Annotated in this window: 14 protein-coding genes; 7 read left to right on the forward strand and 7 right to left on the reverse strand. The window is 38.6% G+C overall.

The window, feature by feature from the left end; translation table 11 throughout:
* Positions 1 to 200: 200 nt before the first annotated feature.
* The gene (locus ACVWYN_RS16365; RefSeq protein WP_457289959.1) at positions 201 to 2810 is read left to right on the forward strand and encodes a PAS domain-containing protein; all 2610 of its coding nucleotides are present in this window, start codon (positions 201 to 203) and stop codon (positions 2808 to 2810) included.
* The gene (locus tag ACVWYN_RS16370) at positions 2807 to 3166 is read left to right on the forward strand and encodes a response regulator transcription factor (protein ID WP_457289960.1); all 360 of its coding nucleotides are present in this window, start codon (positions 2807 to 2809) and stop codon (positions 3164 to 3166) included. Before ACVWYN_RS16365 ends, ACVWYN_RS16370 begins: the two co-directional genes overlap by 4 nt.
* Before the next feature lie 63 nt (positions 3167 to 3229).
* Here the strand turns inward: ACVWYN_RS16370 and ACVWYN_RS16375 are convergent, their stop codons facing one another.
* From ACVWYN_RS16375 to ACVWYN_RS16395, 5 genes are all read right to left on the reverse strand, one after another.
* Positions 3230 to 4531: an energy transducer TonB gene (locus ACVWYN_RS16375; protein WP_457289961.1), complete on the reverse strand. Its 1302-nt coding sequence runs from the start codon at positions 4529 to 4531 to the stop codon at positions 3230 to 3232.
* A 621-nt stretch (positions 4532 to 5152) separates the two neighbouring features.
* The gene (locus ACVWYN_RS16380; protein ID WP_457289962.1) at positions 5153 to 6067 is read right to left on the reverse strand and encodes an EamA family transporter; all 915 of its coding nucleotides are present in this window, start codon (positions 6065 to 6067) and stop codon (positions 5153 to 5155) included.
* Between the two features lie 140 nt (positions 6068 to 6207).
* The gene (locus tag ACVWYN_RS16385; protein ID WP_457289963.1) at positions 6208 to 6972 is read right to left on the reverse strand and encodes an NYN domain-containing protein; all 765 of its coding nucleotides are present in this window, start codon (positions 6970 to 6972) and stop codon (positions 6208 to 6210) included.
* Between the two features lie 29 nt (positions 6973 to 7001).
* A complete protein-coding gene (locus tag ACVWYN_RS16390) occupies positions 7002 to 7295 on the reverse strand; it encodes a HigA family addiction module antitoxin (protein ID WP_457289964.1) in 294 nt (97 codons plus the stop codon).
* Entirely contained in the window at positions 7279 to 7431 is a 153-nt protein-coding gene (locus ACVWYN_RS16395) for a type II toxin-antitoxin system RelE/ParE family toxin (RefSeq protein ID WP_457289965.1), read from the reverse strand. Before ACVWYN_RS16395 ends, ACVWYN_RS16390 begins: the two co-directional genes overlap by 17 nt.
* A gap of 297 nt (positions 7432 to 7728) precedes the next feature.
* Here ACVWYN_RS16395 and ACVWYN_RS16400 point away from each other — a divergent pair, with 297 nt between their 5' ends.
* The 3 genes from ACVWYN_RS16400 (at position 7729) to ACVWYN_RS16410 (ending at position 12804) form a co-directional block, all read left to right on the forward strand.
* Complete coding sequence (locus ACVWYN_RS16400) at positions 7729 to 9198, forward strand: Fic family protein (protein ID WP_457289966.1); 1470 nt, start codon at positions 7729 to 7731, stop codon at positions 9196 to 9198.
* 157 nt (positions 9199 to 9355) lie between these two features.
* Positions 9356 to 9970 (forward strand): hypothetical protein, encoded by a 615-nt coding sequence (locus ACVWYN_RS16405; protein ID WP_457289967.1) that lies wholly within the window; start codon positions 9356 to 9358, stop codon positions 9968 to 9970.
* Positions 9967 to 12804 (forward strand): hypothetical protein, encoded by a 2838-nt coding sequence (locus tag ACVWYN_RS16410; RefSeq protein ID WP_457289968.1) that lies wholly within the window; start codon positions 9967 to 9969, stop codon positions 12802 to 12804. Before ACVWYN_RS16405 ends, ACVWYN_RS16410 begins: the two co-directional genes overlap by 4 nt.
* 66 nt (positions 12805 to 12870) lie before the next feature.
* Here the strand turns inward: ACVWYN_RS16410 and ACVWYN_RS16415 are convergent, their stop codons facing one another.
* On the reverse strand, positions 12871 to 14148 hold the full coding sequence (locus ACVWYN_RS16415) for a hypothetical protein (RefSeq protein ID WP_457289969.1): 1278 nt from the start codon (positions 14146 to 14148) through the stop codon (positions 12871 to 12873).
* A gap of 191 nt (positions 14149 to 14339) precedes the next feature.
* Here ACVWYN_RS16415 and ACVWYN_RS16420 point away from each other — a divergent pair, with 191 nt between their 5' ends.
* Both ACVWYN_RS16420 and ACVWYN_RS16425 read left to right on the forward strand, forming a co-directional pair.
* Positions 14340 to 14708, forward strand: a complete 369-nt coding sequence (locus ACVWYN_RS16420; protein WP_457289970.1) for a hypothetical protein — start codon at positions 14340 to 14342, stop codon at positions 14706 to 14708.
* A gap of 57 nt (positions 14709 to 14765) precedes the next feature.
* Positions 14766 to 15365: a hypothetical protein gene (locus ACVWYN_RS16425; RefSeq protein ID WP_457289971.1), complete on the forward strand. Its 600-nt coding sequence runs from the start codon at positions 14766 to 14768 to the stop codon at positions 15363 to 15365.
* 3 nt (positions 15366 to 15368) lie between these two features.
* Here ACVWYN_RS16425 and ACVWYN_RS16430 read toward each other — a convergent pair whose 3' ends face one another.
* Positions 15369 to 15620, reverse strand: coding sequence for a T9SS type B sorting domain-containing protein (locus tag ACVWYN_RS16430; RefSeq protein ID WP_457289972.1), 252 nt, complete (start codon positions 15618 to 15620; stop codon positions 15369 to 15371).
* Positions 15621 to 16036: the final 416 nt, after the last annotated feature.

The raw sequence follows: 16036 nt of genomic DNA on the forward strand, positions 1-16036 counted from the left end.
GATTTGAATCAATAGCCCTTAACTTTTAACATCTAAACCCAAAAGCTCCTTCAATTCTTTATGCCCTAAAAACGTATTCAATTAAAACAAAAGTATATAGCGTTAAAAAGACATACTTCATCCTAAAATGAACAATGTAAATAATGGCGACTGAAAAATCTTAACACTAATTTTATTACCTTAGGTTTTTCATATTACCAATGAACGAAAACAATACCGACATTAACCGCTACAATGAATTAATTGAGGCCTCGCCTACTGCTACAGCCATTTACCACACCCGTGATATGGTTATCAATGCTGCTAATAGCCAAATGCTTAACTTTCTCAGAAAAGATTCTTCCATTATAGGAAAGCCACTGTTACAAGCAATTCCAGAACTTACAGGACAGCCATTCTTCGCATTGCTACAAAAAGTTTTTGATACTGGAGAAACACATCACGGTCAGCAAGACGAAGCAAAGATGTTGATCAATGGGGAACTGAAAACTTTCTATTTCAATTACACCTACAAGGCGATACTGGACAAGAATGGAAAAACAGAGGCAATTATCCACAGCGCCATTAATGTAACTGACCTGGTTACCGCCAAACTGGCCATGAAAGATGCTCAGGAAAGGTTATCCCTCGCCTTGGAATCTGCAGAGATTGGCACATGGGATCTTGATACATTATCTGAAGAGGTTTATTGGGACGAGCGATGCCGCGAGCTTTTCGGCTTTGAAGGCAATGAACATATCAAGTATGCGCAAGCGCTGGATTGTATCCATCCAGAGGATACCGAAAAAGTAAAACATGCTGTACAACTAGCTATTGATTCTTCAAATACACTTACTTACGATATACGTTACAGAACAATAGGCAATACTTCCGGAAACATTCGATGGGTGCACTGTAAAGGGCGTGCCTATTTTAATGATCAAGGGATAGCATACCGGTTTGCCGGAACAGCAAGGGATATTACCGAAGAGACCAAGGTAAGGCAAAGTGAGCAGAGGCTGATGGCGCTGGTTAACTATAATGCCGACCACATGTCTATAGCAGATTTGGCTGGTAACCTGATCTATATGAATAAGGCCGCAAGGATACTGTTAAACGTACCCAAACAGGCTGATATCACTACACTATCTGCCAAAGATTTCTATACCCCAGGAGAACTTTACCGTGTACAGCATAACATCATTCCTTTCATAGATAGTGAGGAAGGCTGGCAGGGAGTGATTCACCTAAAACCTTACCAAACAAACGAAGAAATTCCCTGCCAGGTAAATTACATATTAATTAAAGATCCCTTAACAGGTGAGATTATAGGTCGTGGTGCAACCGCTAGAGACCTTCGTCCCGAAATGAAGGCCAAGGCAGAGCTGCAGCGCCTGGCTACCATTGTAGACATTAGCGAGGATTTCTGTAACTATAGTGATCTTAATGGCAATACGATCTACATCAACCGCTCCGGAAAAAAGCTTATTGGCATTGATGACAATAATATGGCTACAGCCAATATTTACAAATACCACTCCCCTTCCTCATCAGAAAAAATCTCTACCGAAATCATGGATCATCTGCTAAGAGAAGAACAATGGTCGGGCACACTAGAGTTGATGCACCAGCAAACGCGGGAGATTATTCCAATCCATAAGCAGCTGTTCATCATTAGAGATGAGCTAACCAAACTACCCACGGCTATAGCGGGCATCGCAAGAGACCTTCGGGCAGAGATCAATGCCAAACAAGCAATGGACAAAAAGAACTCAGAACTTAGGCGCAGTGTTAGAGAAATGGAGTTTTTAGCCAATGCCGTACCTGCTGTAGTATGGACAGCAAGCCCCGATGGGATGCTGGATTATATTAACCAACGCTGGTACGAATGCAGCGATATACCTATTGCAGATTCCCTTGGTGCAAAATGGGCCGATACAATGCACCCAGACGATTTGCCAGGCACCCTAAAAGCATGGCAAAAAAGCCTAACCACAGGCAGCTCCTACCAAACGGAATTCAGACTTAAAGACAAATACGGACAATACAGGTGGTGGCTGGTAAGGGCATTGCCACTTACAGATAAAAATGGACATATCATCAAATGGTATGGCACCAATACAGACATCACCCAACAAAAGGAGTTAGAAACACAGAAGGACAATTTTCTTGGTGTAGCCAGTCACGAGCTTAAAACCCCGGTAACCAGTATTAAAGCCTATGCTCAAGTACTGGAAATGACCTTAAAGCGATCTGGCGATGTGAAGAATGCTTCACTGATGACCAAAATGGACAAGCAGATTAACAGGTTAACCTCCTTAATTGGCGACCTGCTAGATGTGACAAAGATTAACTCGGGCAGATTGCAGCTCCATAATGAGCCATTTGATTTCAATCAGCTTGTTGAAGAAGTGATAGAAGACACGCAGATTACTGCGGAGCACCACCAGATTAAAAAGGAACTCGGGTTTAAAGGAACAATAACCGGCGATAGAGACCGCATTTGCCAGGTAGTTGTAAACCTAATATCCAATGCCATCAAATATTCTCCAGAAGCCAATCAAATTATCGTTTACACGGAAGACCATGGCACAGAGGTGCAGCTTTGCGTACAGGATTTTGGCATTGGGCTAACGCGAGACAAGCAAGATCGTGTTTTTGAGCAGTTCTATCGCGTTTCTGGAACAAAAGAGCATACCTTCCCGGGTCTCGGACTGGGGCTGTATATCTCATCAGAAATCGTAAACCAACTTGGAGGCCGAATATGGGTCAATTCAGTAGCGGGCAAAGGCTCTACCTTCTGTTTTGCCATCCCTGTAGATCAACCATGAACAAAAAGATATTAATAGCTGATGATGATGAGGGGATTGTTGACGCTACCAGTATGATGTTAGTCGCCATGGGATATGATGTAATCCAAACTAGGTTCGGTGGAGAAGTGCCCGATAAAATACTTGAAAAGCCTGACCTGTTGCTGCTGGACATCTGGATGTCTGGCATGGATGGAAGGGATATTTGCAAAGCACTGAAAGCAGACCCCAAAACCAGCAAACTGCCCGTGTTGATGATCTCAGCAAGCAGGCAAATTATGCAATCGGCAATGGATTGCGGCGCTGATGATTTCTTGGCCAAGCCTTTTGAAATGTCAGATCTGTTGGATAAAATTGAAAAGCTATTAAAGAACTAGACAACAACGCACCTGAACAATAGTACGGATCAAGTATTCGTTATCCCCGCCGTCTTTCTAATATTATAAATGAGTAGCCGTGTTAACAGATATAATTCCTCTTTGTTCCTGATCGCCAAAAAACGCTTTGGCCTCTTCTTTACTAATTATATTTACATACTGGATATCTGATGCAGACAAATGGCTAAGTCCTTCCAATAATATAGGCTTGTTATTCAAGAAAACAGCATGAGTTACCCAAGTTTTACTGCCATCTTTATCTTGCGCAATAAGTTCCAGCAATTTCTGCTTGTCGGTAATTTGTTTATTTGCCTGATAGTTTTTTGTATAGATGTAGGTAATGCCATTCTTATAAGCCTCACCATAAAACTTAACTGCATCGGCTGGAGGTAGGATATTCACGTAACGAATAACATTGGTATCTATGTTACCATAAATGGCCGGAGTAGAGTAACTGGCGTTATCAATTGTCACCAATTCAGTTGGTAATGAACCCTTTCCATTTCTATAAGCAACAATGTTCTGAATAAGATTTTGCCTTACTTGTTTTTGCTTATCAATTCCAGCTTTGGTAATTAAGGAAGCTGTGCCCAGCTTATTTTTATCAATTGTTCTGGAAACAGCAGCGGTATAAAAAGAAATATTTACAATACTGTCTTTATTTAAGTATTTACGCCATTCATTTAAAGAAACGGGCTTATCCGCTACATTTAACTGAACTTTAGAAGTATCAATATTTTGAAGCATTTTAAATGCATACTTAAAATGTGCATCGTTGTATCCCTTTGTATTTATTACGCTATCATTAAAAAAAACTACTTTTTTGTTGTATTTTGCTCCAAAAATAGCAGTCGCAAACTTCGGTTCAAGTACAGAATAATGTAGTGTATCCAGATTTAAACGCATGGCTTTCCTACGCCTATTAAGTAAATTTCCATTAACCATCACTTCAGCGCCTTTAAGTGAAACAGTATCCGAAAATCTTATTGGAATATTGTATGAAAAGCTTTGCTTTATACCGTTAATTGTGGCCGGAATCCATTTTACGCTTTGTCGCACTACCCGCAGTGCCTCCAAATTAGTATGTTTATCTAATCCCTTTTTTATCTTAACGTTACTTACCTGACCGTTAGTGTCCACCACAAATTTCAAATTCACCTTTCCTTGTACACCTTTTAATCTGGAAGCAATTGGAAACTTGGTATTGGTTTTTAAATACTGGTAGAACAAATCTATACCTCCGGGAAATTGAGCAGGAACGGTGTCCTTCTTTAATGTATCAGTAGGGTAAGAAAAGGCCGAAGCCTTTGCCAGAATGGTTGTACTAAAGAAAAGTACTAAGAGTGCGGTTAATCTATATAACATATTTTTTATTTCTAATTTATTTTGCCCGTCATAACAGGACACGTTATTCAAAGCTACAAAATATAAGCTGCTAACCATATTGGAATAAAATATTTTGCAGGCACCAAGATCCCTATCAATTCTTGACCTTTCACAAAAATACTTGAATAGATTTGGTGCGAAACCATGGGTATGGTTTAGATCAATGCCGAGTTGTTTAAATAGCACAAATTGGTAGCTAAAATTTATAGAAAAATGCCTTAAAATTGCTTCTATTTTTAAGGTGTTAATTACAATTATAACACACTGATTATCAATTAATTTAATTCCAATAATTCGGCAATTTTATTTGGAAATGTCACTTATTTTTCCTACTTTTGTAAAGTAATTTAACGAGCTCTAAACGAGCCATAATTATAGTTCCGATTGGGTAGATCCGATCAATTTGTGGACATTCAGAGCGCTCTCTGCCTTTGCTGATCAGCTGAAATTAATAGGCAAGTGTTCCGATCTCAATTTTTTAATTGGTCAACAAGTTTAGTAAAAGTTGCCAGCTGGGATAGCCGGCAATGGAAGTTCATTGACGTATTAATACCCGGCGGGGTTTGTATTGCCTAAATTATTTGAAATTTGGTCGGCTGCTTAGTGTGCTTTTTTTGCTATAGTATGCTGCAAGAGTTTTCTTATCTGCGGTTCAAGCAGATTGAATACCACTCCTCCCATAATAAATAAAGAGGCTAAGAGCTTCCAGGTTGATAAATCTTCGCCTAAAAATATTGCCGAACTCAAAAAGCCTACTACAGGTATGAGGAGTGTAAAAGGAACAACCACTGAGGTTGGATACGCCTTGAGCAAAAAACCCCAGGCACCGTAGCCAACATGTGTAGAAATGTACACGATGTAAACAATAGCACCAATGGTTGGCCATGAGATATTTTGCAGTGAGCTTTGAATTAATACCGGACCATCAAATACTAACGAGGCGATGACCATAAATGGAAAAGCCATCAGGTTTCCCCAGACTACGAGTGAAAGTGGTGAATCTGCATGTACTTTTTTCGTGTATATATTTCCGAAAGCCCAAGATAAAGCGGCGAACAACGTAAAGACGAAACCAATAAATGTACTTCCGCCAGGTACATTGGAAGCAACTATGCCTATACCAATAAATGATATTAATGAACCATAAATTTTCCATGGACTTGGCTTGTCCTTAAAGAACAAAAAAGCCAAACCAATAGAAAAGAATACTTGAATTTGAAGAATCAAGGAAGCTAATCCGGGCGATAGCCCTAAATGTATTCCACTAAAGAGAAAGCCAAACTGCAAGGTAAATGTGAAGATGCCGTACGCTACGATTAGCTTAATAGGAGATTTAGGCCTTGGTAGAATGAAAACCCAGGGTAAGGCAGAAAGTCCGAACCGAACGCCGCACAATAGAAAAGGAGGAAAACCTTTTAATCCGACATGGATAGCGATAAAGTTTATCCCCCAGATCAACACGACCGAAAGGGCAACTAACAGGTGTTTGGGACTTAAACTAGTGGTGTTTGACATTTAACTCTTCTTATTGTTTTTCTGTCTCAATAATTTGCAATTCCATACTTATGGTTCGAATTTAATAAGATTTGAAATTGGCCTATACCCAATCTTTCCCGGGTGGCATTGTAACAAAAAGTTACACTGTATTCTAAAGACTAAGCTTTTAATTTTCGTCTAACAATTGAATGGCTTAAGCCAGTTTTAGCATCCTTGTAGACCTCATATTTATTAAGGCTTTCCAGTAATTTTGTTAGGGTCTGAAATCCGTGTGCTCTGGCATCAAAACTGGGCTCTATCTTTCTAAGATTGGTTCCTAAAACCGATACCAATATCCCAGAATCTTCAGGACTGGCCATAAAATATGCCTTATCGATTAAAGCGATGTCTACTTTTGGATATTTAGATGCAGCAGCGACAGCGGCAGTCGGCTTAGATTTTCTCTTAGTAGGTGCCGCAACAACTTGATCAGCAATAGTGTCCTCTTGGACAATGTTTTCTGTGAACGTGAAAATCTCGCAAGACTGAACGAAAGCCGTAGGTGTTTTCTTTTGTCCTATCCCCATAACAAAAACACCCTCTTCCCTAATCCGCTTTGCGAGGCCGGTATAATCGCTGTCGCTAGATACGATACAAAATCCGTCTACAATTTTACTATGCAGGATATCCATAGCGTCTATTATTAAAGCACCATCGGTAGAGTTTTTTCCTGATGTATAACTAAACTTTTGAATAGGTGTAAATGACAACTCATTTAACAAATCCTTCCAGCTGTTCATGTTGTTTTGTGTCCAATCGCCATAAATCCTCCTGATGGTGACCTTTCCATATTTAGCCACCTCTTCCAGAGTTGCTTTTAATAAACTAGCTTGTGCATTATCACCATCAATTAGGATCGCTATGCGTTCTGTCTTTTTATCCATTACGTATTAGATTCGGCAGCAATAATCTACTATGCTATTGCAAATGCCTTTATATTTTTAAATTCTTTAGATATACCAATTAACTCATTCTCTATATTAAAATCGTCTTGTAGACCCAGCCAGAATTTTGCAGAATTACCAAAGAACATGCTTAAGCGTAAAGCAGTATCTGCCGTTAATCTTCTATTTCCCTTAATAATTTCTGAAATACGAGTTTTAGGAATATTGGTATCCTTTGCTAGACGATATGCAGTAATACTTAAAGGGATCAGAAATTCCTCATTTAGAATTTCACCCGGATGAATATTAGGTAGCTTTTCCATCAGACCATTTAAAAATTATACGCCACTGATCGTTTATGCGAATACTGTAATAGTCTTTTAAATCACCTGGTAGCTTTGAGACGCTAATACCATTCCATATTTTTTCTGTGTCCTTTGATCCGAAAAAAAGTATCATATTAACTCTACGCGTTACTACCGTCAAAGATAAGTACTATTGTTAAAATAGGCAACACTTAATCTACTATTGATTTTTATTCTAACATTCATCCAACTTAGAAATGCCATCAATAGCGATAGCATTAAAAATTTGCATATAATGAAACGGAAAAGTGTCAAGATAAATGACACCGCTATTTTCTTAGATTTGGTAATAACATTAAATTTTTGCAATTTTAACCTAATTAGCATTAAATATTTAACTTTTAAAGGCTAAGGTGGCTAATTAGCATTAAATTTTTGCAAAGTAATAACTATGGATAAGTCAATCCCTTTACATCTACAGGATGTGATATTTTCATCTAGCGATCCTGTTATTAGTCGAACTATTTCCAAACTGGAGAAATTAGGGCAATTAAAAAAAATAGCCCCAAGAGTCTATACCCCAGCAGTAAATGAAACAGCAGAAGTGATTGTCAAACGAAATCTGTTTAAGATTATTGGTCACTTGTTTCCAGGGATCATGTTAAGCCACCGCACAGCTTTGGAGTTTAAGCCTACCAGTACTGGCGATATGTTTTTCACCTTTTCATTCGAAAGAAAAGTGAGACTTCCAGGAATTACCCTAAATATCATGAAAGGGGTTGCCCCCCTGGAAGGAGATACAATGAATACCCATTTAAGAGCATCACAAATCGAAAGGGCAATGCTCGAAAACCTTCAGGAGTCTCGTAAGCCAGGGCCACGCTCAAGGACATTAACACTGCCTGAAGTCGAAGAGCGGCTAGAAAGTATTGTCAGGGTAAGGGGAGAAAAAGGATTAAATGAATTCAGGGAAAGTGCCAAATCAATCAGTTTACAGGTTGGAATGGAAAAGGAGTTCGAGAAATTAAATAAGCTCATAAGCGCTATGCTTGCCACCAAACCCAGCAATATATTAAATTCACCACTAGCCATTGCCAGAGCACTAGGCCATCCTTACAATCCCAGCCGAATCCAGTTATTTGAAAAATTATTTGTTGAACTCAAACAAAGAGAATTTGCAGATATTCCAGATAAAAATTCTACTCAACATGGTTTTCGTAATTTTGCTTTCATTGAATCTTATTTTTCCAACTTTATTGAAGGAACCAAATTTACCATAGAGGAAGCCCTACAAATCATTGAAACAGGCAAACCGCTTGTTGCAAGAGATGAAGACTCACATGATGTTCTAGGTACCTATCAACTTGTCAGCAATCGTAAAGAGATGTCTGTTATTGCAAATACACCAGACAAGCTACTTGAAATCTTACAGTATAGGCACGCTATTTTACTAGCAGCCAGGCCCTATAAAAACCCTGGACTGCTTAAGTCACAAAATAACCAAGCCGGTAGCTCTTATTTTGTCGATCATAAACTAGTTAATGGGACTTTAACACAGGGTTTTGAGTTCTATCTGGCACTTAAAGATCCTTTCGCCAGAGCTGCTTACATGATGTTTATGATCAGTGAGGTACATCCATTCGACGACGGTAATGGAAGGATTGCAAGAATAATGATGAACGCAGAACTTGTCGCGTCTGGTCAAACCAAGATTATCATCCCCTCAGTATTTCGCGAAGATTACCTGGGTGGCCTGCGTCTACTTACCCGAAAACAAGAGCCTGACACATACATCCGGATGTTGCAAAGGGCCCAACTATTTAGTGCGACAATTCATGGCAAGGACATGGATCAAATTCTTGATTTACTCAAAGCCAGCAATGCGTTTGAAGAAGGTGAGGATTCCATACTTATCTTCTAACCTCGCTGTTTTTAAACGAGCTCGATTATGCAAATCCCAAAGATTAGAAATAACATTTTCTTATATGCTTTTGCGATGGATATCTATGCCTTGAGTAAGGGATAAAATCGCTACATTTATTACATGCAATTCCTAAAATTTAAATAATACTTTCCATATGAAACTTTTAGCGCTCGCAATTTTATTAGTCACTAGCTTTGGCGTCAAAGCACAAATAAAAACGACAACTATCACCAATGCAGATGGATCAAAATCGCCCAGCTTTAGCCTGGCTTTAGGTAAAGGTAAGCCCAGTACCACCGTCTCTCCAAATTCCACTTTTTCATTTTTTTATCCGAATGGGATGCTTCCTGAGCAGATAATTCCTAAAGAAGGCGCAGACAATAAAACCTATATTCTAGTTGCAAATGAGTCGGATGCGAACTTAGCAAAGTTTGAGATAGCTATTTTCTCGGGCAACAAGACACTTTCAAAAGCCACGTTATTGATACGCTTATCTGCAAACAGCTTTACTACGAAATTACTAGGGAATGGAAAGTATATTTTTAGCAATAAAAGTCCTGCTGAACGGCTGAAGTATGACTTTTCTGGAACTGTTAAGCTAGGCAGCGCAGATGTAACCATCTCAGACGGTTGGTTTACAGTGGAGCGGACTAAAAACCAAATAGAGCTTAAATATGAGCTAACACTTGTTAACGGCGTGAAAACCACAGGGCAATACAACACCGAGTATCAAACTGAGGATCGCAGCAGACAAACAGCGCAGAAATGAAACGCTCAACCATCCTTTCCGTTCTATTCACTATAGGTTTTGTATTAATTTGTTGTCCCCATACATCGGCACAAGAATACAAAGTAATTTACGATAAATATATACGGCAAAAAGAACTTGATTTTACCTTGGTGGGAAAATTCAAAGAAGAACAAGAAGCAGCCAGCTATAATCATGTGTCTCTGCATTCAGCCCAGGTAGAACAGCTCAGGCAACTGATCAAAGACCATCATCAGGGAAAAGTTAAAACTGTTTTTTTGATACCACAGGATACTACAGATTTGGCGAAAGTCTTTGAACTGTTAAGCCAGTTTCCAAATTTGGAAATGCTAAACTTTTATGAAGAGGGATATCCTAACCCGCCTAAAAAGACATATCATTTACCAGATGAATTGCTTAAACTCCGGAATCTAAAATTCATATCAATAAGGGCTACAAAGGCTCTTGATATTGAAGATACTTTCAAGAAACTTAAGGGTTGTACGAAACTGATAGGAGTAGATTTAACAGGATATGATCAAGATATTCCCGCAAACACCTCTCTTCCAGGTCAAATTCTAATTGTGAAATTAACTATTCCACAGCTGCTTCAGTTAGATACAAGGAAATCGGAATGGCGCATGGCGAAGATTGAAACCGGTTATAAAGAATTTATACGTGACGGTACAGCGCTTAATAAGTTAGCATCATTAAATACGCTGGAATTACTCGATTTTCAAGGATATATACAAACTGAAGACGCGTTTACAAAATTTGACAAATTAACAGAATTGAGCATCTCGGCGGTAATGGAGCCTGGAGCTATGTTGCTTAAATCATTGATGCCATTAAAGCAACTTAAATCGCTGAATCTCTATCGATACAACGACACTTTGCAGTGTATGACAGAACTCGGTCAATTTAAAAACCTCGAATTACTATCACTTGAAGGAACTAGCCGGTTTAAGAGACATCCAGAAGAATTGATGAGCATTGCAAAGCTGACAAAGCTTCGTAAGCTGTATATACAAAACTGTATAATTCCCACCTGGCCTGATTTTTTCAAGCCACTCACGAATATGGAGGAAGTTGTCATCAAATCGACTACCGGTAGCTACTACGAAAACATAGAATCAGCCAAACTACCAATTGGTTTATATGAGCTTCCTCACCTACAAAAGCTTACCATTTCAAACTCAATCTCCGAAATACCGCCTCTGAATAAGTTAATTAGCCTGCAGTACTTGAACCTGACAGCTAATACAATAAAAGTTGTGCCCGCAGGTTTGGGCGGACTAAAAAACCTGCGTAGTCTAATACTGGCCAGAAACCAATTAACTGATGTACAATCACCTGTCTGGGTAGAACTCAAAAAGATAAGTTTTGTGGATCTCAGCTTTAATAAAATAACAGCTTTTCCTGAAGGGGTGCAGCACCTGCACCGACTTGAGTTTTTAAACCTCGCCAACAACAAAATCACAGACTTCCCCATACTAGATAATGGTAAATACGGGTTAAAGGTACTGGCCATTGACAATAACCTGATTAAAGCCCTTCCCTCCAACTTTGGCAATTATCGTTTACTTACAAATCTAGCTGCAGGATACAATCAGCTCAATGGGCTGCCTGAAAGCTTAGGCAATTTAGCCCGCCTTAAATACCTGAATTTAGAAAACAATCACATTAAAAAGCTGCCGATAGGACTGGCCAATAATACTGTCCTGAGAGATATCATCCTAAAAAATAATACCGATATGGATGAAAATAATATCCACAAGGTCGTTTTTAGCAAGCCAAAAAAGCCATTTTTGAGAGCCGACTTATCTAATATAGGACTGAAATCATTACCCGCTGATGCCCCATGGCAACAAATGCAGATGGTATTAGACTTAACTGGCAATCAACTGAGCACGCTGCCTATTGAAATGAGCAGAATGAAATGGTTTTATATGAAACTACGAAACAACCCTTTAAAGATAGATACTGGGTTTATTGAAAAAGAAGTTTCTGGTAATGCCGATGCCAAGATTCTTTTTCAAGAGCTGGGCTACAAGGTGCCCTGGTTAAAAGTTACCGATAATGAAATGTCCATCGCAATGAGCAAAACTGTCGCATTTATATCCAGATTAGGCTCTTTTGATAAGGCAGTAACTTATGCCGAGAAAGCTAAAGCATTTAATCAAAAGCTTTATAAGGAAAACATCTATTGGCTTGCCATTGGCAGAGCACGTTATGAAACGAAAGATTACAAAGGAGCCATTGAAGATTTAAATAATTTCATGATTGCTCAACCAAGAAGAATGCGCGGTGGTAGTAATGCAAGAGAAACAGAAGCGTTAATATCGGCTTCTTATCGCGCCTTGGGAGAAGAGGTAAAGGCGGCTGAGACTCATGCTCTGTTTGGCAGCAAATGGGAGAACAGAGAAAGTTCATTGGATGCGGCGTTAAGCTATCTGGAATTGGGCGAATTGGCATTGAGTAAAAGGTATTTTGACAGCGCCGTAGTGCAGTACCGCAGGGAATTTGAAAGCTATCCGTCTTTAGATTTATATAACTATACGGAGGTTCTTTTGATGGCCGATAACCCAGACGAAGCGTTAAAGGCCATTAAGTTGTACAAAGAAAGCAAGCCGCGTTACATGGAGAAATACATGAATTATCTGGAGACAGCCGCATTGATCATGATAAATCATGCTGATTTTGAAAAACTCAAGAAAGACTACATTACGAAAATTGCTCAAACTGGCAAGATGACAACCTGGAATTACACTGATTTTAATCGCTACTTAAAATACTCAAAGCGCTCTGAAAAGAAAAAACAGCAGCTTTATGAATTAGAACGCTTAAATAACTAAGATTAAAAACTAAGGCAAGCTTAAACACTTGGTTATAAAAACAAAAGTCATATAAAAACTTGGTTTCTAATTGAACGTTAGCTTCTTTAGCAACAAACCATTTTTGTCGTAAATGTATGCTGTATTACCTGAGCTTCCAGGCCAAAAGGAAGACTCGTAAGGGACAGAAATTATTGAATCATCTGGAAGTAACAGCCACATGGTATCACCTTTATGCCGCCCCACCCCCTTTGAGTATATATCAATTACAGTTACTTGTTGCGGTGTTATGGATGCTAAGGGGCTGTAGAGGGGTTTGATACGTTTTAAAATCCAATAATCATTATCATCATCATAGTGGAACTCTCTTACATGCGCATTTGCAAGTTGCTTAGAATTGTTCTTCAGGTATTTAAATATGTAGTTATTACTCTGGCGTAACCTAATCAATCTTTCTTCAAGGAGTTTTATTGCGGTCAGTATCGTATCTGGTCGTTTAAATCTTCCGACTCCTATAGTGACTTGACTAGGTAATTTAGAAGAAGTCAAACTGAAGTACCAGCCACGATTGCTTTTAGAAGCATCGGTTATTCTAAGTCTATTACCTAGCTTCTTATAGTCTATTGGGTAATCTCTTTTAAAATTCTCTATGGTAAAACCAGTCATAAATTCCTTCCAATAAAGAAAGCGCATTAATACATGGTAAAGATGTGTTTTGGCGTACTTGTCATATTCCTTATCGCCCGTCAACTCTGCAAACAACCTGCTGATTTCGGGATTGTAGATAGGCTTTCCAGCTACCTTCCAAGGCAAATCGTAAAAGTTCCCCGATAATGCCTGTATCGTCTTCATGTTGCCATCCTTAGTAGTTACTCTGATAAAATACCCGGCCCTGTCTGAATATCCCTCGGGATAAAGTAGTCTCCTTGTTAAGCTATCCGATTGTACTTTTGAAAATCTCTTTAAAAACAAAGCCCGTTGTTTTTGAGTTATTTCCATAGAGTCTTTTCTATTTAAGGAATCGAATGCAAGCTCCATATCAGCCTTATTGAGTTTGAATTGCTCAATATGTATGGTGGTGTCGGTTGCCGACATGAAACTCAATAGCTGATTTATCTTTTCAGTGCTGACATTCGAGAAAAATGTTTTTCCAGACGGCCATAACATCTTATTGCTCACCCAAATTCCGTTCTCATTGGTAATCTCATATTTATGATAGCCCTGTGGGTCGCCAAAAAAGCCACCCGGGGCTTTAATTACATCCACTTTTAATACATCGCTGAGCGCAATATCCTGTTGGGCTGATAGCGTTGCAGAAGCTACAGTTATAATGAAGAATAGTAGAATGAGGCGTAAGTTGAGCATATATCTGGTTAATAGTTGAAGTTACATTAATTATTTGATCGGTTTCTAACGGGCTATCATGATATCAATTATCTTTATTGAAAGATTGCACCCCTGCTTTCCTTCAATTCTTTTAATTATATTGCATTAAACGAGCTGAGATCATGCAATTACCAAAGATTAGAAATAACATATTCTTGTATGCTTTTGCTATGAATATATTATTCAGAGTAATTATTTTACTTACTTCTTTTATTCCCCTTACCAATTTATACTTAAAAATCGCTCTGTCAAGCATTTTAATGGTGGGCCTAGGGTATGCTTTAGGGAGTTATACAGCAGATAATAGGAAATTGATAAGATGTATCTCAAGTCTAGCAGTTTTTGACGGTTTAATAAAATTGTTCCAAACTTTTAAATTTACGTTTGCATCCTTGGATATAACCGAAGGATTTGTATTCGCTATGCTCTTGGTTACTACGTTTTCAGCGGTTATTTTTTCCTTTATACTTTATCGGCTTGGTGCCTTTATTGGTTTTACCGTGAATAAAAAAAGAGCAAAGAATTTAGACGTTCTTTAATTATTATGCTTTATAATCGCTCGAGTAATTCTTTACAGTGTTAATAACATCTTAAATATGAAACTTTTATCGCTCGCACTATTAGTACTTACAAGCTTTGTAGTAAAAGGCCAAATAACAACGACAACCGTCACCAATGCAGATGGATCCAAATCGCCTAGCTTTAGCTTGGCCTTAGGAAAGCCCAAAACGACCATCAACTCGCAGTCCAGCTTTACATATCCTAATGGGATGACTGCTGAGCCGTTCATTGCGAAAGAAGGTGCCAACAAGAAAACCTATATTTTAGTGGCAAATGAATCCGACGCTAAGGTAGCCAAGTTTGAAATTGATATTTTCTCTGGGAATAAGACCCTATCAAAAGCCACCCTGTCTGTACAGTTGTCAGCTACCAGCTTCACTCCTAAATTACTGGGAAATGGAGAATACAAGTTTAGCGATAAGAGCCCAACTGAGCGACAGAAGTATGAATTTTCTGGCACTGTTATACTAGGTCCAAAAGAAGTGCCTATATCGGGCGGTTGGTTTACGGTAGCGCGGACTGGCAAGAATATACAGATGGAATATGATTTAACACTTGTTAATGGCGTGAAGACCAAAGGGCAATACAATATGGATCACCAAACAGAGGATCGCAGAATAAAGTACCTTGAGTAGTTTTTACTTCATCAAGGAAACATATCCCGATAAACGTTTATGTTCATTATTGTTGAGGTCAATTACATAGTAATACGTACCATTTGGCAGGGACTTACCATTACTTGTGCCATCCCAAGGTTTTAAATGAACCAGGCCTTTGAATATTGGTTCACCATTGCGACTAAAAATCGTTATTGTACTTTGCTTGTAGGAGTCTAAGCCGGCAATTACAATACGGTGGAGCGGAATAAAAAGAATATTGAGCTTAAATATGAGCTAACGCTTATTAACGGCGTGAAAACCAAGGGGGAATATAACATGGAATATCAAACGGAGGATAGGAGTAGTCAGATATTTGTGAAATAGAATCTGACATTGCACTTATTTTGTAGCTGGAAGGTACAAGCAAATCGATTATTTCTTTGAATCTGAATTTGCATACTAGTTATGAGTCTTTTTCCAGGTTTATCTATTTAGAGCCTAATCGCTGAGATGAGATGATAAACAAATTAATAGCGGCCAGCGACTGCGATACTTAAATTAACTATTTAACAATAAGCAAACTGACAGAAAGCATTTTTGTTTCCTTTATTCTATTAACCTGAGTTCGATTAATAAAATCGGAACAAAACGGTAAATATCGATAAAGAAATAGTAGATAAATTGGTAATATTCAGTAGAATTTTATA

Source organism: Pedobacter sp. UYP24, assembly GCF_054057295.1.